Raw genomic sequence first — 21,143 nt, 5'->3', positions numbered from 1 at the left:
GGTTCAGACGGGTGAGGCATGCCCCTCCCCGCTCTTCTCGCGGGCTTCATAGTCCTCGATCTGCCGCGAAGTCCACTCCGGAGACTTCGTGAAGCGGGCCAGCAGGTTGTAAAACACCGGCACCACGAACAACGTCAGCAGGGTCGCGAAGATCGCGCCGGTGAAGATCACCGCCCCGATCGTCTTGCGGCTGCCGGCGCCGGCGCCCGCCCACAGCATCAGCGGCAGGGCGCCCATCGCCGCCGAGATGGAGGTCATGATGATCGGACGCAGGCGCAGGGCGGCGGCTTCGATCACGGCCTCGCGGACCTTCAGGCCCTCGTCGCGCAGCTGGTTGGCGAACTCGACGATCAGGATCCCGTTCTTGGCCGCGATGCCGACCAGGATGATCAGGCCGATCTGGCTGTAGGTGTTGATCGTCGAGCCGGTGATCAGCAGGCCGAACAGCCCGCCCAGCGCCGCCAGCGGCACGGTCAGCATGATCACGGCCGGGTGGATCCAGCTTTCGAACTGCGCGGCCAGCACCAGGAACACCAGCAACAGCGCCAGGCCGAAGGCCAGGCCCACAGCGCCGGAAGCTTCCAGATAGTCCTTGGCTTGCCCGCCCCACTTGACGCTGACGCCGGGGGTGGGATGGGCGGCGGCCTGATCCTGGAAGAACTTCACCGCGTCGGCGACCGTGTAGCCGGGGTTCAACTGGGTGGTCAGGGTCACGGCCCGGAGACGATCCACCCGGGGACGATCGGGCGTGTCGCCTCGCAGCTCGGTGGTGACCACCGTCGACAGCGGCACCAGGGCGCCGGACAGGGTCCGCACCTGCAGGCGATTGAGATCCTCGATGCCGCGACGCTGCTCCAGCGCGGTCTGCAGGATGACGTCATATTCCTGGCCGGACTTGATGTAGGTCGTCACCTGGCGTGAGCCGAACATGGTCTCCAGCGCCCGACCAACCGACTGGGCCGAAACGCCCAGGGTCGCGGCCTTGTCGCGATCGATCTGCACCGACAATCGCGGCGCGGTCGGCTCGTAGTCGAGGCGCGGCCGCGACAGGCCCGGATTGGCCTGAGAGGCGCTGAGGATGGGCTTGAGCCAGTTGGCAAGCTGGACGTAGTCGTTGCCGACGGCGATCAGGTCGACATTGGTGCCGCCGCCGCCGCCGCCGCCACCGCCGCGCTGGAAGGCGCCGCGCACCGAGGCCACGGCCCGCACGCTGGTGATCCTCGACAGGCTCTTGTTGAGTTCGGCGGCGACCTCGTCGGCCGACTTGTCACGCTCGCCCCACGGCTTGAGCGCGATGACTGCGTTGCCGGTGTTGAACTGGCTCTGGCCGAAGCGCGGTACGGTGATGATCGTACGCTCGGCCACGCCATCCTTGCGATACTGATCGAGGATCTTCTCGATCCTGTCGGCGACCTTGACCGTCGCGTCAAAGCCGCTGCCCTCGGGGCCGTTGATCGACACGTCGACGCGGCCACGGTCTTCCGCGGGCACCAGTTCCTGCGGCAGCAGGGCGAACAGCCCGCCGGCGCACACCGCCAGGACCAGCACCGAAAGACCGGTGACCAAAGTGGCCGAGCCCTTGCCCAGCAGGCCTTCCAGCGAATGGCGGTAGCTGTCCTTCAGCGCGTCCATGGCGCGGTCGACCCGGCGCGACAGCCAGTTGGCGCTGGCTGGCTTGAGCAGCTTGGACGCCATCATCGGCGACAGGCTCAGCGCCAGCAGCGCCGAGAAGCCCACGGCGGCGGCGATGGCCACAGCCAGTTCGACGAACAGCCGGCCGATATAGCCGGGCAGGAACATCAGCGGGGCGAAGACCGAGATCAGCACGACGGTGGTGGCCACGACCGCGAAGAACACTTGGCGGGTGCCGCGCAGGGCCGCCACCGTCGACGGCTCGCCCTCGTCGACGCGGCGCTGAATGTTCTCGACCACGACGATGGCGTCGTCGACCACCAGGCCGACCGCCAGCACCAGGGCCAGAAGGGTCAGCAGGTTCAGCGAGAAGCCCAGCGGCGCCAGGACGATGAAGGTCGACAGGATACAGATCGGCGCGACGATCGACGGAATCAGGGCCGAGCGCCAGCTGCCCAGGAACAGCAGGTTGACCAGAGCGACCAGGGCGATCGAGATGCCCATCGTGATCCACACCTCGTGGATCGCCTCGGCGGTGAACACCGAGTTGTCGATCGCCACGATCATCTTCGTGCCGGCCGGCAGCGTCTGGTTGATGGTCGCGACTTCCTTGCGGACGGCGTCCGAGATCGCCACGTCGTTAGCCTGCGACTGGCGGGTCAGGGCGATGCCGACCTGCGGAACGCCATTGCCGCGGAACAGCTTGCGGCGTTCGTCCGCCCCCTCCTCGACCCGCGCCACGTCCCCCAGGCGGACCACGAAACCCTCGGCGTCACCGCCGCGCAGGGGCAGCTTCAGGAAGTCCTCGGGCTTGGAATAGGCGCGGCTGACCCGGATCGTGAAGTCCTTGGTGGCGCCTTCCAGGGCGCCGGCGGGCAGTTCCACGTTCTGGGCGTTGAGCGCGTTCTCGACATCGTCGACCGTCACGCCGCGCGCGGCCATGGCGTCGGCGTCCAGCCAGATGCGCATGGCGTAGAGCGGCGCGCCGTAGAGGTTGGCCTGGGCCACGCCGGGGATCGTCGACATCCGCTCGACCAGATAACGGTCGGCATAGTCGGCCAGCTCCAGGGTGCTGAGGGTGCTGGAGGTTAGGTTCAGGACGATGATCGGCGAGGAGTCGGCGTTGGCCTTGGCGATCTGCGGCGGGTCGGCTTGGTCAGGTAGGTTCGCCGCCACCCGGCTGACCGCGTCGCGCACGTCGTTGGCGGCCGCGTCGAGGTCGCGATCCAGCGTGAAGGTGATGGTGATCTGCGAGCGACCGTCGCGCGAGGAGCTGTTGACACGGTCGATGCCCTGGATCCCGGCGACCTGGCGCTCGATGACCTGGGTGATCCGCTCTTCGATCACCTCGGCCGAGGCGCCGCGATAGGCGGTCGAGATCGACACCACCGGCGGATCCACGCTCGGCAATTCGCGGATCGGGAGGCTCTTGAAGGCGGCCAGGCCGATGACGCAGAGGATGATCGCCGCGACTGCGGCGAAGACTGGCCGACGAACGGAAAGGTCGGAAAGCATCAGCCGGCCTTCTGCTTGCGATCACCCTGGCCAGCTTGAGGGCCCGCCTGGGGCTTCCCGCCGCCGGCGTTGACCGGCGCGCCGTCCTGCACGCGATTGAGACCGTCGCCGACCAGCTTGTCGCCAGCTTTCAGGCCGGAGGTGATTTCAATGAAGCCGTCCGCGGCGATGCCGGTCTGAACCGAAGCGCGGCGAGCGACCAGACCCTTGGGTCCCCTGGCAATCAGGAACACCGAGGCTTGGGAACCCTCGAACTGCACGGCGGCCTCGGGCACGGCCACGGCCTGACGCTGTCCCTGAGCGATACCGACCTTGATCAGCATGCCGGGCTTGAGGCGACCATCGGCGTTGGGGAATTCGGCCCGGGCCTTCAGGGCGCGGGTGGTCGGGTCGATCCGGGTGTCGATCTGGGCTATGCGGCCGGTGAAGCTCTCGCCCGGCAAGGCGTCGGGCTTGGCGGTAATCGTCAACCCTTCGCGTAGGATCGGCAGGTAGCGGTCGGGCACGGAGAAGTCGACGCGGATCAGCGAGACGTCGTCCAGGCTGACGATGGGTGTTCCCGGGCTGATTAGGGTCCCAGGCGCAATGTCCGAAATGCCCACCCGGCCCGAGAACGGCGCGCGGATCACCTTGTCCAGCTTCTGGGCGCTGGCGGCGGCGAGGGCGGCGCGGGCGGTGTCGCGCGCGGCCATGTACTGTTCGGCCGAGGCGCGCGGGGCGATGCCACGGTCGGCCAGGGTCTTCCACCGCGTATATTCGCGCTCGGCCTGGGCCAGTTGAGCCTGGGCCTCGGCGATGCCGGCGGTCTCCTGGTCGGCCTTCAGCTCGACCAGCACCTGCCCCTTGGTGACGGTTTGCCCATCACGAAAGTGGACGGCGGTGATCAACTCGGCGGTGTTCGAGGTGAGGGTCACCGACTGACGGCCCTTGGCCACGCCCAGCACCTCGATCCGGTCGGTAAAGGCGCGCGGCTGGGCGACCACCTGCGACACCGGCGTCGCGCGTCCGCCGGCAGCGCCCCCCTGCCCCGTCGCCTTCCCGCCGAAGGCCAGTTTCAGCCCGCCGACCAGCAGCATCAGCAGGACAGCGACCACCGCGCCGACCAGAAAGAAATGTCTGCGGATCACGAAAAGCTCCGGGCGCCGGAATGGAACGGCTCAGCTAATACAAAACGGCTCATTAGCCGCCAGCCCTAGCCTGCGTCCAGTGACACACGGATGACCAAATATTACAGTTCTGAAATATCAGAACCGCCGCCACACCGCCACAACCGGGCCGCGGTCGGCCGGCGTCTCACGCCCCAGGATCGTCTGACGCCATCCAGCCTGCAGGCTCCAGACGCCCAAGTCGCGCGTCAGGGATATCTCGCTCTTGCACCAGCGCGACCTGACAGGCTGTGAATCCGCCTGGCCGGCGAAGGTCTGGGCCATCAACAGCCAGCGGGGCCGAGGTTTGAGCCCTGCGGTGACATCGACCCTGGTCTCGTCGGCAAGGCCGCTTCGTTTCAAGCGGGCGACCTGAAACTCAGCGAAGGCCTGCATGGTTCGCCACTGGCCAGAGGTTCCCGCCAGCAGACGCGCCTCAAGGTCCGTGGCGCCCTGTCCCGGCGCCGCATAGCCAGCGTTGCGCCCCACGCCGTCCCGGGCGGCGCCCAGATAAAGGCTGACGACTGATCGATCCGTGTGCAGCAAGGCGTACCGCAAACCCAGTTCGACGGATCCCAGCCCTTCATAATCGACGAAATCGTCGTGGCCGCGAGTCAGGGCCGTCTTGGCCTGCAGGGTCAGGCGGTCGGTCAGGCCGTACTCGCCGTACAGCGACAGGGTCTGGTCGTGACGGCGCGCGATCGCGACCTCCACGCCGTCCGGACCAAAGCCCGTGTCGGCCTTCTGGTCCTCGTACTTGAGGATGGCCAGCCCCTCGCCGTCCTTCATGGGCCAGGCGCCAGCCCAGGCCGGCCCGAACACCCCGCTCAGCGCGCAAAAGAAAGCCGCCGCGGCCCCGAGAGCCACGGCGGCGTTTCGTTTTCGACGCCTGGGCGTCAATCCACGTAACCGGGGGACTCCCGGTCGAGTTTGCGCAAGCAGCCCGGCCAGGCCAGGCCGGCGATCATGCCCATGCCCATGCCGGTCTGGCTGCGGACCTCGGCCTGGGCGGCGTCCGGCGCTTCGAGCACGTTCTGGCGACCCGCGCTCAACGCCATCACCTGCTGGGCGCAGGCCCGTTCCAGGAAGAACATGCCCAACCAGCACTCGGCCGCCGTCGTCCCCACGGACAGGGTGCCGTGGTTTCGCAGCATCATCAGCTTTTTCTCGCCGAGGTCGGCCACCAGACGTTCCCGTTCGTCAAGGTTGAGCGCAATGCCTTCATAGTCGTGAAAGGCGAGCTGAGGCAAGACAATTAGCGAATGCTGCGACAGCGGCAGCAGACCTTCCTTGTTTGCGGACACCGCCACGCCCTGATCGGTGTGCAGGTGCATGACGAAATGGGCGTCCTCGCGGGCGGCGTGTACCGCCGAATGGATCGTGAAGCCCGCCGGATTGATGAAGTACGGCGTCTTGTCGATGACATTGCCGTCCAGGTCGACCTTGACCAGGCATGAAGCGGTCATCTCGCCGAAGAACATGCCGTAGGGATTAATCAGGAAATGGTGCTCCGGTCCGGGAATGCGGGCCGAGATGTGGGTGAAGATCATGTCGTCCCAGCCGTGGACGGCGACCAGGCGATAGAGCGCGGCCAGATCGACGCGAGCCTTCCATTCGGCCTCGCTGACCTTGTCCTTGAGCGACGTGGCGATGGGCGATGCACCGTCGGCCATGAGCGGATCCTCCGTAGGTTATCATTGTTAGGTTTGAAGGTCGCGCCGCTGGGTCCTTGCGTCAAGCGGCCGTTCGAGGGAGGGACACTCGTCCCCTCTCCTCGGAACGCGTTCCCATGATCCCCTGGCAGCATCTCGACACCGCCCAGGTGCCCGGCGACGGCGAAGACCTGCGGCTGATGCGGCGCGGGACCGAGTTCTCGATCATGACCGGCGGCATCGAACTGATGAACAGCCGGCTCAGCGGCTCGGAAGAGGCGATGGCCGCCCTGGCCTTCGAGCGCGTCGGCCAACGCCCCAGGGCGCGGGTGCTGATCGGCGGGCTGGGCATGGGCTTCACCTTGCGCGCCGCCCTCGCCGCCTTCGGAGCCGACGCGGAGATTGTCGTGGCCGAACTCGTGCCGGCTGTCGTCGCCTGGGCGCGGGGCCCGCTAGCGGACCTGCACGGGGCCAGCCTCGACGATCCCCGGGTCAGCATTCACCAGGGTGACGTCGGGGAGCCGATCCGCGCCGGCGAAGCGGCCTTCGACGCCATACTGCTGGACGTCGACAATGGGCCTGGCGGCCTCAGCCGCAAGGAGAATGACGGCCTCTACAGCCCGACGGGCCTGGCCGCCGCCAAGCGCGCCCTGCGCCCTGGCGGGGTGCTGGAGGTCTGGTCCTCGACCCGCGACAGCGCCTTCACCCAGCGCCTGAAACGCGCCGGCTACGGGGTGGAGGAGATCGGCGTCCGCGCCCACAAGGGACGCGGTGCGCGGCATGTGATCTGGATGGCGACGCGACCCTGAGGGGCAGAGGCTCAGAACAGGCTTTTGGTGTAGCCGCCGTCGATGCGGATGGTCTCCCCCGTCAGGAAGCTCGCCCGGGTCGAGCAAAGGAAGGCGACCAGGGCGCCCATCTCCTCCGGACGTCCCCAGCGGCCGACCGGCAGCATCGCCCTGTACCACTCGGCGGTCTTCACCCCGGTCCCCGAGGCGCGATACTCGCGCGACAGCTCGCTGTCGAACGGGCCCGTGGCGATGGTGTTGGCAGTGATCCCGTACGGCCCGAACTCCTGGGCCAAGCTCTTCATCAGGGCGGCGACGGCCACGCGCGTGTTGACCGCGGGCATCGGGTCCTCAAGGTGCGGCGTCTTCATGGCGATGGAGCCGATATTGACCAGGCGGCCCCAGCCGTCGCTCCGCATGGCGGGGATCACCGCTCGGGCGAGCCAGACCTGGCTCATCACGAAATTGCGGTGGGTCTCGCTGAAGACGTCGTCGGCGCAATTGTCGAAGCCGCGTCCCCGGTTGGTCACGGGATCGGGAAACGGCCCCGGCGAATTGACCACCAGCATCTGGCAATCGCCGTAGGCTCGCTGGGCGGCGTCGACGATCGTCGCGCAACCGGCCTCGGTGGTCATGTCGGCGACCACGCCGATCGCCTCGCCTCCGCTCTCGCGGATCGCCTCGACCGCCTCATGCACTTTGTCGGCCAGCCGGCCCGACAGCACGACGCGCGCACCCTCCCGGCTCAGCTCCTCGGCCACGCCTCGTCCGCAGCCCCGACTTCCGCCAGCGACGATGGCGATCTTTCCGCTGAGACCCAGGTCCATGACGCGCTCCGTTGAGGCGTCGCATTTTGTCGAAGGCGGACCCGACGGGCGACCCTGCGACCCGACCCATCGCAGGCGTGATCCGAGGTCCTACCGCTCACGAGGAACTCGGCGCTTCAGTCGCCCCGGTCGCCCTTCATCAGCCGCGCCTTGTCGCGCTGCCAGTCGCGGGCGGCCTCGGTCTCGCGCTTGTCGTGGTTCTTCTTGCCCTTGGCCAAGCCGATCTCCAGCTTGGCCAAACCCTTCTCATTCCAATAGAGCTTGAGCGGGATCAGGGTGCGGCCGTCGCGCTGGACCGCGCCGATCAGCTTGTCGATCTGCTTTCGGTGCAGCAGCAGCTTCCGGTGCCGGCGGGGTTCGTGGTTGAAGCGGTTGGCGTGGCCATAGGGCGGAATGTCGGCGTTGATCAGCTTGATCTCGCGCCCTTCGACCGAAGCGTAGGATTCGGCGATGTTGGCCCGGCCCACGCGCAACGACTTCACCTCGGTGCCGGTCAGCATCAGCCCGGCCTCGACGGTCTCCTCGATGAAGTAGTCGTACCGCGCGCGGCGGTTCTCGGCGATCGGCTTGGTCATCAGACCAGACCCGCCTCGCGCATGGCCTCCAGGATCGCCGGCTTCACCGCGTCGCTGCACGGGGCGATCGGCAGGCGCACGTCGGCCTCGCACAGGCCCAGGTGGGCCATGGCGAACTTGGTCGGCGACGGCGAGGCGTCGAGGAACAGCGCCTTGTGCAGCCGCACCAGGCGATCCTGCCAGTAGAGCGCGGTCTCCCACTCGCCGTTCAGGCAGGCGTTGATGAAGGTGGCGCAGGCGTCCGGCGCCACGTTCGAGGTCACCGAGATCACCCCATGGCCGCCGTGGGCCACGTAGCCGAGCGCGGTCGGGTCGTCGCCCGACAGCATCACCCAGTCCGGGCCGCACATGATCCGCTGGAAACTGGCGCGAGTCAGGTCGCCGGTGGCGTCCTTGATGCCGACGATGTTGGGCAGCTTGGACAGCCGCTCCAGGGTTTCGTTGGCGATGTCCGACCCCGTGCGGCCCGGCACGTTGTAGACCAGCACCGGCAACTGCACGGCGTCGTTGATCGCCTTGTAGTGCTGGTAGACGCCTTCCTGGCTGGGACGCACATAGTAGGGCGAAACCACCAGAGCCGCGTCGGCGCCGACAGCCTTGGCGTGGGCGACCAGTTCGATCGCCTCGGCGGTCGAGTTGGAGCCGGCCCCGGCGATCACCGGCACGCGGCCGCGGGCGGTCTGCACGCACAGCTCGACGACGCGCTTGTGCTCATCGTGGCTCAGGGTCGCGGTCTCGCCGGTGGTGCCGACCGGCACTAGGCCGTGCACGCCGCCGGCGATCTGGCGCTCGACCAGGGCCACGAAGGCTTTCTCGTCCACCGCGCCGTCGCGGAAAGGCGTGACCAGCGCCGGAATGACGCCCTTGAACGGAGAATGAGCCATGACTTGCAATTTGCCGTGAGAAACGCGCCGCGACGGTTGCGGCCAGAGGATGGGGGCGGACAATATGTCCCGCCCCCCATGTCCCGCAACCGGTCCGTGACGCTCTGCACCGATTTGGGGACGTTTCTGCAAGGGTCAATCCGCCTCGAAGCGGTCTATAAGCGCCAATCAGGGTCGCAAGCGCCGCAAATCGGCCCCTCCGCTATCGGAAAACGGCGAGAATGCAGCCCATCAGGGCCAGAGAATCGAAGGGAGACGACGTTTTGGCGTCAGGGTTGTTGGGTAAGGTGTTGCTGGGCGGATCCGCGGTGGTGGCGCTCTTCGGTGTGGCGCTTGCCCAAGATGACGTCGACCTGCCCCGTGCGCCCCAGCCCTATACGGGAAGCGCCACGCCCCCGGGCCTGATCACCACGCCGCCCACCGCGACCTACGCCACGCCCGCCGAGGCCGACGCGGCCAACCTGCGTACGGCGGTCGCCAGTCGCGATCCCGCTACGATCCGCATGGCCATGTCGAGCATCCAGGATCCGCTGTCGCGCAAGATCGCGCTCTGGGCGCTGGTCGACGCCGGAGCCGAGAGCATGAGCTTCTTCGAGCTTGACCAGGCGCGCCGCGACCTCTCGGGCTGGCCCCGCGCCCAGCGTCGCGAGAACGCCGCCGAAAAGGCCCTGGCTCTTTCTGGGCTGGACGCCCAGCGGATGATCGCCTGGTTCGGCGGCCGCGACCCACAGACGGCGGAAGGCGCCATGTCGCTCGCCGCCGCCTACCAGGCCGCCGGCCGCACCGGCGACGCGACCAACCTGATTCGCCGCTGGTGGCGCGACCAAGTGTTCGAACTCGACGCTCAGCGCGCGATGCTGGCCCGCTTCGGCACGCTGCTGACGACCGACGACCACGTCCGCCGCGCCGACATCCTGCTGTACGGCGCGCAAGGTCCCGCGGCCCGCGACATGGTCGCCCTGCTGCCCTACGACCAGCAGGCGGCGGCCCAGGCGCGCATCGCCTTCCGCTCGAACGCCAGCAACGCCAACGACCTCTACGCGGCGCTTTCGCCTGCCCAGCAGGCCCTGCCCGGCGTGGTCTTCGAACGCGCCGCCTATCTGCGCCGCAAGGGCCTGGACACCCTGGCCCTGCCGCTGGCCAGCCAGTTCCCCGCCCCTCCGCCCAGCAACGACGCGGCGTCCGCCATCTGGCGCGAGCGCAAGCAGTTGGTGGTGTCCGCCTTGAAGAACGGCGACAGCACCAGCGCCTACGCCGCCGCCAACGCCCGCCTCAAGGAGGGCGCCGACGCGGCCGAAAGCGAGTTCTACGCCGGCTGGATCGCCCTGAGCCGCCTGAAGGACGCCGACCGCGCCGCCGCCCACTTCGCCCGCATCGCCGAGATCGGCGCCTCGCCGATCACCCGCGGCCGCGCCCTCTACTGGCAGGGCCGCGCCGCCGAGGCCCAGGGCGACCGCATCGCCGCCCAGGCCTTCTACGCCGAGGGCGCGCGCTACATCACCACCTTCTACGGCCAGTTGGCCGCCGAAAAGGCGGGGATCAAGGAGATCCGCCTCGACAAGGACCCGACGATCACCCAGGCCGACCGCGCTCGTTTCGAGGGCCGCGAACTGGTGCGGGCGGTGCGCACCTTGATGGCGGCCGGGGCCCGCGACCAGGTGCGGGTCTTCGTGCTGTTCATCGACGACCAACTTCCCTCCGCCGAGGAAGAGGCCCTGCTGGTGGATCTAGCCCGCAGCTATGGCGATCCGGACCTGGCCATGCGCGCGGTCCGCACCGCCGCTCAGCGCGGCTTCACCCTGCCCGAGCGCGGCTATCCGCTGCTCGACCACCTGTTCACCCCCGGACCGGGCGCGGCCGAGACGGCCTTCGTCTATTCAATCTCGCGCCAGGAAAGCAATTTCGACCCCAACGCCCGTTCCGCCCCCGGGGCGCGCGGCATGATGCAACTGATGCCGGCCACCGCCGCCATCGTCGCGCGGCAGCTGGGTGAGAGCCACAGCGTCGATCGCCTGTCCGACCCGTTCTACAACATGCGCCTGGGCTCGACCTATCTAGGCAGCATGGTCAGCAATTTCAGCGGCTCGTACATCATGGCCGCCGCCGCCTACAACGCCGGGCCCGGCCGTCCGACCCAGTGGGTCACCCTGTGCGGCGATCCGCGCGGCGCCACTACCGATCCGCTGGACTTCATCGAGTGCATCCCGTTCTCGGAGACCCGCAATTACGTTATGCGGACCATCGAGACGACCATGGTGTATCGCGCCCGCCTGAACGGCGGCGTGGCCCCGCTGACCCTGTCGAGCGACCTGAAGCGTGGCGGCTACAACTATGCGGGACCGACAGGGACGACGCCAAGCGGTCTGCCGCCGATCGGCGGATCGTCCACGGCGATCCCGCAGGGCGGCTACGTGCCGGGGACGCGATAGCCGTTTAGGGCGGCGGCGTCCCTGAACGTCGCGCCGCCACGATGAGACCGGCCGGCGTCCCGACCAGCGCCCCGTCAAGCCGGAACACCTTGGCCAGCACTTCGGACGACAAGGCTTGGCGTGGCGCCTCGTCGGCCGCCACCCGGCCGTGGTCCAGCACAAGGATCCGGTCGCAGGACCGCGCCGCCAGGCCCAGGTCGTGCAGCGTCACGACCACCGCCGCGCCGGCCGCCGCCTCGGCGCGCAGCAGGTCCAGCGTCAGAAGCTGGGCGTCGGGGTCCAGTCCCGCCACCGGCTCGTCGGCGACCAGCAGCGGAGCGCGCGTGGCTAGCAATCTGGCCAGCAGCACACGAGCGCGCTCGCCGCCCGACATGTCGAGCACGCCGCGCTGGGCCAGATCGGCGACGCCCACCCGCTCCAGGCGCTCACGGGCGACGGCCAGGGCTTTGCTCGAGGGCAGGTCCGGCGCGCCGAGGGCCACGACCTCCAGGGCCGGCAGGTTCCAGGCCAGGCGACGTTCCTGCGGCAGATAGCCGACCAGGCGGGCGCGTTCGACGGGGTTCAGGCCGCCGACTGGACGTCCGGCCAGTCGCGCCTGCCCCGTTTCCAATGGCATCAGCCCCAGCCCGGCCCGCAGCAGGCTGGTCTTGCCCGCACCATTGGGACCAACCACGCCCAGCACCTCGCCCGGCGCGACGCTCAGGGCCGCGCCGTCCAGCACCAGCGCCCTGCCGCGCCGGGCCCTGGCGTCCGCGATCGTCCAGGCCGCCGTCATGACCGCCAGCTCCGCGCCGCGCGCCAGGCCAGCAAGGCGAACACCGGCGCGCCGAACAGGGCTGTCACGACGCCCAGCTTCAGCTCCTGCTCGGTCGGGATCAGCCGGGCGGCCAGGTCGGCGGCGACCAGCAGCACCGCGCCCGCCAGGGCCGAGGGCCGCAGCAGCCGGCCTGGATCGTCGCGCACGGCGGCCCGCACCAGATGCGGCGCGGCCAGGCCGACGAAGCCGATCACCCCGGCCGCCGCGACCGAGGCCCCCGCGAGCAAGGCCGAACCCGCGACGGCCGCCACCCGCAGCCGCGCCATCGGCAGGCCGGACATCTGGGCCGCCTCCTCGCCCAGGGTCAGCATCCGCAGGCCCTGGGCGGCGTAGAGGCAGAGCCCCGCCCCGACCGCCATCGGCCCCGCCGCCCGCAGGATGTCGGTGAAGTCGCGGTTCTCGACCGAACCCATCAGCCAGGCCAGCACCTCGGCGATGGCCACCGGTGACGGGGAGAGATTGAAGACCAGCGCCGTCAGGGCGCCGGCGAAGGCCGACAGGGCCACGCCGAACAGGATCAGCACCTCGGGCTCGCGGAACCGCGCCGCCAGGCCGACCACCACCGCGCCGGCCGCCAAAGCCCCGGCCAGGGCGGCCAACTCGATCGCGCCGGGAAACGCCGCCAAACCGCCGGCGATGGCCAGGGCGGCGCCCAGGCCCGCCGTGGCCGAGACGCCCAGCACCCCAGGCTCGGCCAGGGGATTGCGCAGCAGGCCTTGCATCGTCGCCCCCGCCAGGCCCAGGCCCGCCCCGACCAGGGCGGCCATCAGCACTCGCGGCAGGCGGATGGTCCACAGCACCTCGGCGGGCGGCGAGGCCAGATCGGTCAGCGCCTGGCGGTATTGCACGGCGCTCAGCGCGCTTTCGCCCAGGCTGACTGCGACGGCGGCCGTGGCGATCAGCGCCAGCAGCAGGCAAAGCTCCAGGCGACGCGAACTCATCGCGCCGCCTCCGCCAGCGCCCGCGCCCCGTCGGCGGCGAACCAGGCCGAGCACCCCAGCATGGCCCCGGGCAGGGAGGCCACCACCCGGCCTCGCGTCGCCTTGCGCAGCGCCGCGTGACGCCCCGGCCCCCAACGGTCGGCTCCGGCCCGGGTCAGGTCGAAGAAGCCCAACACCACCGCCTTCGGCGGCTTCAGCACCAGGCTCTCCAGGGGCGCGGGGGAGAAATAGGGCTGGGTCGCGGCGTTGGTGAAGCCCGCCGCTCGCAGCATGGCGTCGATCATAGTGTCGGGACCGGCCGTGTAGCCGCCCGGCGTCAGGTAGAAGGCGGCCTGTCCCCGGCCGGCGCCAGCCGCCTTCGCCAGGTCAGCGTCCATCCGCGCGAGCAAGGCCTCGCCCTCCGGCCCACGGTTCAACGCCCGGGCCACCCGGCGGACATTGGTCCGCACGCCTTCGAAGTTGGTGGCGTCGCCCAGGCTGATCGTGCGTACGCCGCGTCGGGCGAGAGCCGCCGTCAGCCGGCCGTCGCCGCCCCATTGACGCACCACGAGGTCGGGACGAGCGCCCAGCACCGCCTCCAGCGTTGTTCGTCGTTTCGGCAGGCCCGCGGCCCTGGCGCGAAGGAAGGAGTCCGGCGCGTTGGCCCGCGGTGACACGCCGACGATGGTCTCGCGCGCCGCGAGGGCCAGGACATATTGGTCGGCGCAGGAGTCCAGCGACATCACCCGCTCGGCGGCCATCCGGGCGGCGGCGGGCTCCGCGACCGCCGCCAGGCCGGCGACGAGGCCGGCGAGCAAGGCGGCGCGCATGGGGTCAGTCCGTGACCAGGCCGTGCAGCAGCCCGTCCAGCGTGACCTTCATCAGTTCTTCGCGCGGCGCCCAATTGCGGTCGGGCATGGTGATCAGCAGGGCCACCAGCCCGTGACAGGCCGCCCACAGCACCTGGGCCGCGCTCTCGCCCGACCCAGTGCGCAGTCGCCCGGCGGCGGCGATCTCGTGGATGGGGCCGCTGAACTCGGCGAAGCAGCGGTCGCCCAGTTCGGCGGTGGCGGCCTGTTTTTCCTTGGAGATCACGTCGCGCGATCCGCAGAACACCAGTTGGTAGGTATTGGGATTGTCGAGCGCGAACTTCATGTAGGCCTCGAGCATCAATCGCACCCGCGCCACGGCGTCGATCGGCCGATGGGCGATGTCGACGTTCACGGCCAGGAGCTGGCCGATCGCGTCGTCGCCGATCTCCAGCAGGATCTGGTCCTTGTCGCGGAAGTGCATGTAGAGGGCGGTCGAAGAGACCCCCACGGCGTCGGCGATCTTGCGGATGGTCGCCCCGGCGTAGCCTTCGGCGATGAAGATCCGTTCGGCCGCGGCCAGGATCTCTCCGCGACGCAGGTGACCGTCGCCTTTCGGCTTGCGGGCCGACTTGTGCGGCTTCTTCAACGCGAGCGTCACGATATGGCGTTCCCCTACCTCGTCCCCGGATCCGACACTAAACGGGAATCACCCAAACGTCGCAACTCCCGAGGATTTCCTCGAAACGCGTGTTTTTCCGTTTGACACTTTCAGGTTGAAGATTCGCTATCTGCTCGCTGGATCCGATTGTGCGCGGCAGGGGGCGATGGCGCGAGAAGAAAGAGACCAGCGGCGCGCGTCCGGCACGAAGCCGGGCGTCAAGCATCGGATCGACGGCGGGGAGGGCGGCCTCGTCCAGGCCGCCGCGCCGTTGCCCGACGGCGCCCATCGGCGCCTTTCGCGGGGCCAGGTGGCGGGGCTGATCGTCCTGTCGGTGCTGCTGCTGCTCCTGGCGACGTTGCGAACCCACGCCACGTGGGAAGCCCTCCACCTGCTGTTCTTCGTCGGTTTCATGGGCCATTCGGGGGTCAAGCTGGTCGCCGCCTTCACACCGCGAGCGCCGAGGGCCGAGGCGTGGCTGCCGGAAGAGGCCCTGCCCGCCTACACCATCATCGTTCCCCTCTATCGCGAGGCCGCGGTGGCGGCGGAGCTGGTCGCCAATCTCACCCGGCTGGACTATCCACGCGACCGCCTGCAGGTGCTGATCGCCTTGGAAGCCAACGATCACGAGACTCAGGCCGCCTTCGCGGCCCTGGACCTTCCGGCCGGCTTCCAGGTGCTGATCGCGCCGCCCGGCTCGCCGCAGACAAAGCCCCGAGCCTGCAACGTCGCCCTGGAGCGGGCGCGGGGCGACCTGGTGGTGATCTACGACGCCGAGGACGCGCCCCATCCCGGCCAGTTGCGCGAAGCCGCCGCGCGGTTCGCCCAGGACGACGCGAGCCTGGCCTGCCTGCAGGCGCCGTTGCGGATCGAGCCGGACCCGCGGTTCCTGCCCGACCAGTTCGCTCTCGAATACGCCGTGCTGTTCGAGGTGTTCCTGCCGGCCCTGGCCCGCTGGGGCCTGGCCTTCCCGCTGGGCGGCACCAGCAATCACTTCCGAGCCGACGCCTTGCGCGCCGTCGAGGGATGGGATCCCTACAATGTCACCGAGGACGCCGACATCGGCGTTCGCCTGGCCGCCCGAGGCTACCGGCTGGACGTCATCACCCGCCCCACTTTCGAAACTTCGCCAGCCACGCTGAGGATCTGGACGCCGCAACGGGCGCGCTGGATCAAGGGCCACCTCCAGACCTTGGCCGTCCATGCCCGCGGGCCGGCGGTGCGCACCCCGCGGGGGGCCGTCGCCCTGGTCCTGACCCTGGCCCTGCCGCTCGCCTCGTCCCACCTGCACGGTCCGCTGTTCATCTGGCTCCTGTTGCAGTCGGCTGGATCGCGGCTGGATCTTTGGGCCGCCGTGCCGGCCATGGACTGGATGCTGGTGTTCTTCGGCTGGACCTGCATCGCGATCGCCGGAGCCGAGGCCCAGCGGCGGGCGGGGCATCGGCAAAGGCCCCTGCCGCTGCTGGGCGCAATCTTCTACTGGCCGCTGCAGAGCCTGGCCGTGGCCAAGGCGCTTGGCCAGTTCATCGTCGCGCCGTTCCATTGGGACAAGACCCCGCACACGCCCCGCGCCGCCAATCCTTTGCTGCCCCGCCTGCTGGCGCGGACTGGACGGGCCTTGCCCTGAGCGCGTATTGGCGGGTCATGGATCCGACCATCGCCGCCGCCCCGCTCGTCATGCGCACCACCGGCTGGGCCGACTACGCCCTGCTGGACAGCGGCCATGGCCGGAAGCTGGAACGTTACGGCCGCTACACCGTGGTGCGCCCCGAGCCGCAGTGCTTCTGGGCCCCGCGCCTGGACCAAAAGGTCTGGGACAGCGCCGACGCCGTCTTCGATCCGTCAGACGAAGACGAGGCCGGCCGCTGGCGCTTCAAGGGCAAGCCGCTCGAGAAGTTCGACCTGGCCTGGGGCGAGACCAGGTTCCACGGCCAGTTCACTCCGTTCCGCCACCTGGCTTTCTTCCCCGAACAGGCCGCCAACTGGGCCTGGCAGGACGCCCGGGTCCGCGCCGTCAAGGGCCGCCAGCCCAAGGTGCTGAACCTGTTCGGCTATACCGGCGTCGCCAGCCTGGTCTGCGCCGCCGCCGGCGCAGCGGTCACCCATGTGGACGCCAGCAAGAAGTCGGTCGGCTTCGCCCGCGAGAACGCCGCCTTCGCCGGCCTGGCCGACAGGCCGATCCGCTGGATCGTCGAGGACGCCCGCCGCTTCGTGGCCCGCGAGGTGCGCCGCGGCTCCCAGTACGACGGGATCATCCTGGACCCGCCGAAGTTCGGCCGCGGCGCCGACGGCGAGGTCTGGCGCCTGTTCGAGGACCTGGCCGAGCTGACCCATAACTGCGCCCAAATCCTGGCGCCCGACGCCTCGTTCCTGCTGATGAACGCCTACGCCGCCCGGGTCTCGGGCGCGGCGATGTCGGGCCTGCTGGCCCAGGAGCTGAAGGGGCGCAGCGGGGTGATCGACTGGGGCGAGCTGTCGCTGGTCGAGGAGAAGGGCGACCGCCAGATCGGCCTGTCGTTCTTCGCCCGCTGGGCCTCGGAGTGACGCGATGAACGCCCCCCATGCGCCCAAGACCGTCACCTCGCTGTCGAACGCCACCGTCAAGGCCGTCCGCGCCCTGCATATGCGCAAAGAGCGCGAGGAGAGCGGCCTGTTCCTGGCCGAGGGCCTGAAGATCGTCATCGAGGCGATCGACTGCGGCCACGCCCCCAGGATCCTGATGTACGGCCGCGACGCCGCCGAGCATCCGATGCTGCAGAAGGCCAGCCAGGCCTGCCTGAAGGCCGGCGGCGAGGTCATCGAGGTCAATCGCGAGATCCTCGAAAAGGTCTCGCGGCGCGACAATCCCCAGGCCGTGGTCGGGGTCTTCAAGCAGGTTTATGCGTCGCTCAGCGCCATCGTGCCCGAGAGCGCCCCGTGCTGGGTGGCCATGCAGGCCGTGCGCGACCCGGGCAACCTGGGCACAGTGATCCGCACCGCCGACGCGGCCGGCTGCGGCGGGGTGATCCTGGTCGGCGACTGCGTGGACCCCTATTCGGTCGAGGGCGTGCGGGCCACCATGGGCTCGATCTTCGCGGTTAAGATCGCCAAGGCCTCGGTGGCCGAGTTCCTGGCCTGGCGCGAGTCCTGGCCGGGCTCGGTGGTCGGCACCCTGCTGACCGCCACGGTCGACCACCGGAGCGCCGACTATGTGAAGCCGTCGCTGATCCTGATGGGCAACGAGCAGCAGGGCCTGCCGCCCGAACTGGCCGCGGCTTGCGACGTCAACGTCAAGATCCCGATGCGCGGCCGGGCCGACAGCCTGAACCTGTCGGTGGCCACCGGCATCATGATCTATACGGTGACCGGTTGAGACCGCCGGCTGGGACAGGCGCCTTTGGCCTGTCCCTCGTCTGGACGGCTACTTGATCCGCGTCCACTTCTCGGTCTTGCACAGCGGGGCCACGATGCAGCCCTTCAACTTCAACTCGTTGGCCGAGAGCAGGGTGATCGTCCCCGAATAGGTGCCGCCGTCGGCGGCGTTGTAGACCTTGCCGCCGGTCCACTTGGTCGGGCCGCCGGTGAAGTCGTACAGCATCTGCATGTTCTTCAGCGACCGGTTGCGCAGGGACGCGTCCTTGTTCTTCTCGTCCTTGACCGACGGGTCGCTCTTGATGTGGTTCGAGCTGACCAGCTTGCCGCACAGGCTGTTGCCGCAATGGCTGATTTCGACCTGGCCGCCGTTGGTCTGGGTCTGCCACAGGCCCGTGACGTCCTGGGCGAAGGCGGGGGCGGCGAGACCCGCCGAGGAAAGGGCGAGCGCGGCGGCGAGGATAGGCAGTTTCATGGGGTCTTCTCCCGGTTTGTTGTCCCCTTTCTAACGCGCGTTCGTCTGAACCGGCCATGAATTGCTGGCCAAGTTCGAACAAGGCTCGCCCTATCCCCCCACCATCTCCAGCCATTCATCCTCGGTCATGACCTGGATCCCGAGCTCGGTGGCGGTCTTCAGCTTCGAGCCGGCGCCCGGGCCGGCCACCACCAGGTCGGTCTTCTTGGACACCGACGAGGCGACCTTGGCGCCCAGGGCCTCGGCCTGGGCCTTGGCCTCGTCGCGGGTCATCTTCTCCAGCGAACCGGTGAAGACGATGGTCTTGCCCGCCACGGCGGTGTCGGTCTTGGGCTTGGCGACCGGCTGGATGTCCAGCTCGGCGACCAGGTTTCGAACCTTTTCCCGGTTGTGTTCCTCGGCGAAGAACCGGGCGATCGACTGGGCGGCCACCGGGCCGATCCCGTCGATCGCCGCCAACTGCAGATAGTCCTCGCCCGGCGCGCCCTGCCCCGCCTCGGCCAGGGCCTGAGCGAAGGCGTCCCAGTCGGCGTAGCGCTGCGCCAGGGCCGCCCGGGCCGGCTTGTTCAGCTTGGGGACCGCGTGGCCAATCTTGACCTCCAGGCTGTCGGCCTCCGGCCAAGGATCGGCCTTTAGGCCGCCCTTGCCCGCCTCGACCAATTCGTCGCGGGCCTTGGGACCAACCCCGGCCGCGCCCGCCAGCTCCAGATAGACCGCGCCCGGCAGCTGCGCCGCCGCCCGCTCGGCCGCGGCCTGCAGGTCCTCGAAGCGATCGAAGTTGCGGGCCAGCACCGTCGAGGTCGTCTCGCCGATGTCGCGCATGCCCAGGCCGTAGATCACCCGGTCCAGGCCGATGGTGCGCCGCGCTTCGATGCCCTTGACCAGGTTGGCGACCGAGGTCTCGCCATAGCCGTCCCGCGCCCGAAGCTCGGCCAGCTTCTCTTCGTCGCGGGCCAGCTTGAAGATGTCGGCCGGTTCCTTGATCCAGCCGGCCTCGAAGAAGGCCGCCAGCTGCTTTTCGCCCAGGCCCTCGATGTCGAAGGCGCGACGGGAGACGAAGTGGCGCAGGTGCTCGATGCGCTGGAACGGACAGGCGAACTCGCCCGTGCAGCGGCGCACCACCGACTCCGTCCCGGACGCATTGACCTCGCGGGCCAGCGGCGTCTTCAGCGGGCACGGGCATTCATGCGGAAACTGATAGGGTTCCGGCGGCGGGCTGGGCCGCTCTTCCAGGGCCACCTGGACGATCTGCGGGATGACGTCGCCGGCGCGCTGGATCACCACGGTGTCGCCCACACGGACGTCCAGGCGCTCGATCTCGTCGGCGTTGTGCAGGGTGGCGTTGGTCACCGAGACCCCGCCGACGGTCACGGGCTTGAGCCGCGCCACCGGGGTGATCGCGCCGGTGCGGCCCACCTGCAGGTCGATGGCCTCCAGGATCGTGCGGGCCTGCTGGGCCGGGAACTTGCGGGCGATGGCCCAGCGCGGCGAGCGCGACACGAAACCCAGGCGGCGCTGCTGCTCCAGGTCGTCGACCTTGTAGACCACCCCGTCGATGTCGAACGGCAGCTTGGGCCGCAGCACCTCGAACTCGGCATAGGCCTCGAGCAGGCCCTGGGCGTCCTGCACCCGCCGGGCCGGCGGGGCGGTGGTGACGAAGCCCCACGCGTGCAGCTGTTCCAGCGCCTCCCACTGTCCGGCCGCGAACGGGCCGCTGGCCAGGCCCCAGGCATAGGCGAAGAACCGCAGCGGCCGCTGGGCGCTGATCTTCGGGTCGATCTGGCGCAGCGAGCCGGCGGCGAAGTTGCGCGGATTGGCGTAGGTCCGCTGGCCGGCTTCCAGCGCGGCGGCGTTGAAGGCGGCGAAGGCCTCCAGCTCGACATAGACCTCGCCGCGGATCTCGATCACCTCCGGCCAGCCGGTTCCTTTCAGCCTGTGGGGGATGTCGGCGATGGTGCGCAGGTTGGCGGTGACGTCCTCGCCGACCTTGCCGTCGCCCCGGGTCGCGCCCTGGACCAGAACGCCCTTCTCGTAGCGCAGCGAGGCCGACAGCCCGTCGATCTTCGGTTCGGCGGTGTAGAACACCGGCTCGGTCGTCAGCCGCAGGAACCGGCGGATGCGGGCGTCGAACTCGGTCGCCTCGTCGTTGGAAAAGGCGTTGTCCAGGCTCAGCATCGGCACGCCGTGCTCAACGGCCGAGAACTGCTCGGCCCGCGCCGCCCCCACCCGCATCGACGGCGAGTTCTCGCGGATCAACTCGGGAAACCGGGCCTCGATGTCGAGGTTGCGGCGCTTGAGGGCGTCGTACTCGGCGTCGCTGATCGTCGGGGCGTCCTGCTGGTGGTAGCGCAGGTCGTGCGCCGCCAGCTCGTCGGCCAGCCACGCCAGCTCGGCATCGGCTTGGTCCTTGGTGAGGTCGGCGACGGCGATCTGGGACACGGGCGAATCCGGAGGCTGAAGGACGGCGGGGAGATTAGCGGGGGCCGGCCGGTCCGGGGAGGCGTTTTGTGCCGGCCCCGGCGCCAGCCACTTGCCCCCTCCGGCCCTCCGGGCCACCTCCCCCAGAGGGCAGGGCTATCGCATATGACCCAGGAGTGAGAGCAGGAAGGTTTCATCCCAGCCGGCGCGCTTGATCTTGGTCTTGATGGAACCCTTGCCGGGGT

General features: G+C 69.4%; 18 protein-coding genes. 5 read left to right on the top strand and 13 right to left on the bottom strand.

What is annotated here, in order from left to right:
* Positions 1-3: 3 nt before the first annotated feature.
* From ASD47_RS19070 to ASD47_RS19055, 4 genes are all read right to left on the bottom strand, one after another.
* A complete protein-coding gene (locus ASD47_RS19070) occupies positions 4-3,147 on the bottom strand; it encodes an efflux RND transporter permease subunit (protein ID WP_056759927.1) in 3,144 nt (1,047 codons plus the stop codon).
* A complete protein-coding gene (locus tag ASD47_RS19065; protein WP_056759925.1) occupies positions 3,147-4,274 on the bottom strand; it encodes an efflux RND transporter periplasmic adaptor subunit in 1,128 nt (375 codons plus the stop codon). The genes ASD47_RS19070 and ASD47_RS19065 overlap by 1 nt, the downstream gene beginning before the upstream one ends.
* Positions 4,275-4,391: 117 nt before the next feature.
* A complete protein-coding gene (locus ASD47_RS19060; RefSeq protein WP_056759923.1) occupies positions 4,392-5,159 on the bottom strand; it encodes a hypothetical protein in 768 nt (255 codons plus the stop codon).
* Between the two features lie 29 nt (positions 5,160-5,188).
* Entirely contained in the window at positions 5,189-5,965 is a 777-nt protein-coding gene (locus ASD47_RS19055) for a class II aldolase/adducin family protein (protein WP_056759921.1), read from the bottom strand.
* A 116-nt stretch (positions 5,966-6,081) separates the two neighbouring features.
* On the opposite strand from ASD47_RS19055, the gene ASD47_RS19050 reads away from it, so the two are divergent.
* Positions 6,082-6,753, top strand: coding sequence for a spermidine synthase (locus ASD47_RS19050; protein WP_056759919.1), 672 nt, complete (start codon positions 6,082-6,084; stop codon positions 6,751-6,753).
* Positions 6,754-6,764: 11 nt separating this feature from the next.
* Here ASD47_RS19050 and ASD47_RS19045 read toward each other — a convergent pair whose 3' ends face one another.
* The 3 genes from ASD47_RS19045 to dapA all read right to left on the bottom strand — a co-directional run bounded on the left by ASD47_RS19045 (position 6,765) and on the right by dapA (position 9,018).
* Entirely contained in the window at positions 6,765-7,559 is a 795-nt protein-coding gene (locus ASD47_RS19045; RefSeq protein WP_056759917.1) for an SDR family oxidoreductase, read from the bottom strand.
* A 116-nt stretch (positions 7,560-7,675) separates the two neighbouring features.
* Positions 7,676-8,134 carry an SsrA-binding protein SmpB gene (gene smpB, locus ASD47_RS19040; RefSeq protein WP_056759915.1) on the bottom strand — a complete coding sequence of 153 codons (459 nt, stop codon included), beginning with the start codon at positions 8,132-8,134 and terminating at the stop codon, positions 7,676-7,678.
* On the bottom strand, positions 8,134-9,018 hold the full coding sequence (gene dapA, locus ASD47_RS19035; protein WP_056759913.1) for a 4-hydroxy-tetrahydrodipicolinate synthase: 885 nt from the start codon (positions 9,016-9,018) through the stop codon (positions 8,134-8,136). Before dapA ends, smpB begins: the two co-directional genes overlap by 1 nt.
* 263 nt (positions 9,019-9,281) lie before the next feature.
* On the opposite strand from dapA, the gene ASD47_RS19030 reads away from it, so the two are divergent.
* Positions 9,282-11,447, top strand: a complete 2,166-nt coding sequence (locus ASD47_RS19030; protein ID WP_056759911.1) for a lytic transglycosylase domain-containing protein — start codon at positions 9,282-9,284, stop codon at positions 11,445-11,447.
* 4 nt (positions 11,448-11,451) lie between these two features.
* Here the strand turns inward: ASD47_RS19030 and ASD47_RS19025 are convergent, their stop codons facing one another.
* From ASD47_RS19025 to ASD47_RS19010, 4 genes are read right to left on the bottom strand one after another with little or no spacing between them, the layout of a single operon-like run.
* Positions 11,452-12,222 carry an ABC transporter ATP-binding protein gene (locus tag ASD47_RS19025; RefSeq protein ID WP_056759909.1) on the bottom strand — a complete coding sequence of 257 codons (771 nt, stop codon included), beginning with the start codon at positions 12,220-12,222 and terminating at the stop codon, positions 11,452-11,454.
* Positions 12,219-13,259 (bottom strand): iron ABC transporter permease, encoded by a 1,041-nt coding sequence (locus ASD47_RS19020; protein ID WP_056759907.1) that lies wholly within the window; start codon positions 13,257-13,259, stop codon positions 12,219-12,221. Before ASD47_RS19020 ends, ASD47_RS19025 begins: the two co-directional genes overlap by 4 nt.
* Complete coding sequence (locus tag ASD47_RS19015) at positions 13,202-14,014, bottom strand: ABC transporter substrate-binding protein (RefSeq protein WP_056759905.1); 813 nt, start codon at positions 14,012-14,014, stop codon at positions 13,202-13,204. The genes ASD47_RS19020 and ASD47_RS19015 overlap by 58 nt, the downstream gene beginning before the upstream one ends.
* A 4-nt stretch (positions 14,015-14,018) precedes the next feature.
* A complete protein-coding gene (locus ASD47_RS19010; protein WP_056759903.1) occupies positions 14,019-14,654 on the bottom strand; it encodes a TetR/AcrR family transcriptional regulator in 636 nt (211 codons plus the stop codon).
* 166 nt (positions 14,655-14,820) lie between these two features.
* On the opposite strand from ASD47_RS19010, the gene ASD47_RS19005 reads away from it, so the two are divergent.
* The 3 genes from ASD47_RS19005 to ASD47_RS18995 are packed head-to-tail and all read left to right on the top strand — an operon-like array spanning position 14,821 to position 18,006.
* A complete protein-coding gene (locus ASD47_RS19005) occupies positions 14,821-16,281 on the top strand; it encodes a glycosyltransferase (protein WP_056759901.1) in 1,461 nt (486 codons plus the stop codon).
* A gap of 17 nt (positions 16,282-16,298) precedes the next feature.
* The gene (locus ASD47_RS19000; protein ID WP_056759899.1) at positions 16,299-17,198 is read left to right on the top strand and encodes a class I SAM-dependent methyltransferase; all 900 of its coding nucleotides are present in this window, start codon (positions 16,299-16,301) and stop codon (positions 17,196-17,198) included.
* A 4-nt stretch (positions 17,199-17,202) separates the two neighbouring features.
* Positions 17,203-18,006: an RNA methyltransferase gene (locus ASD47_RS18995; protein WP_056759897.1), complete on the top strand. Its 804-nt coding sequence runs from the start codon at positions 17,203-17,205 to the stop codon at positions 18,004-18,006.
* A 48-nt stretch (positions 18,007-18,054) separates the two neighbouring features.
* Here the strand turns inward: ASD47_RS18995 and ASD47_RS18990 are convergent, their stop codons facing one another.
* Both ASD47_RS18990 and ligA read right to left on the bottom strand, forming a co-directional pair.
* Entirely contained in the window at positions 18,055-18,480 is a 426-nt protein-coding gene (locus ASD47_RS18990; protein WP_056759895.1) for a DUF2147 domain-containing protein, read from the bottom strand.
* A gap of 90 nt (positions 18,481-18,570) precedes the next feature.
* Positions 18,571-20,919 carry an NAD-dependent DNA ligase LigA gene (ligA, locus tag ASD47_RS18985; protein WP_056759893.1) on the bottom strand — a complete coding sequence of 783 codons (2,349 nt, stop codon included), beginning with the start codon at positions 20,917-20,919 and terminating at the stop codon, positions 18,571-18,573.
* Positions 20,920-21,143: the final 224 nt, after the last annotated feature.

Source organism: Caulobacter sp. Root1472 (genome assembly GCF_001426985.1).
In the GTDB taxonomy this organism is placed as follows: domain Bacteria; phylum Pseudomonadota; class Alphaproteobacteria; order Caulobacterales; family Caulobacteraceae; genus Caulobacter; species Caulobacter rhizosphaerae.
This window is presented reverse-complemented; position numbering and strand designations above follow the sequence as displayed.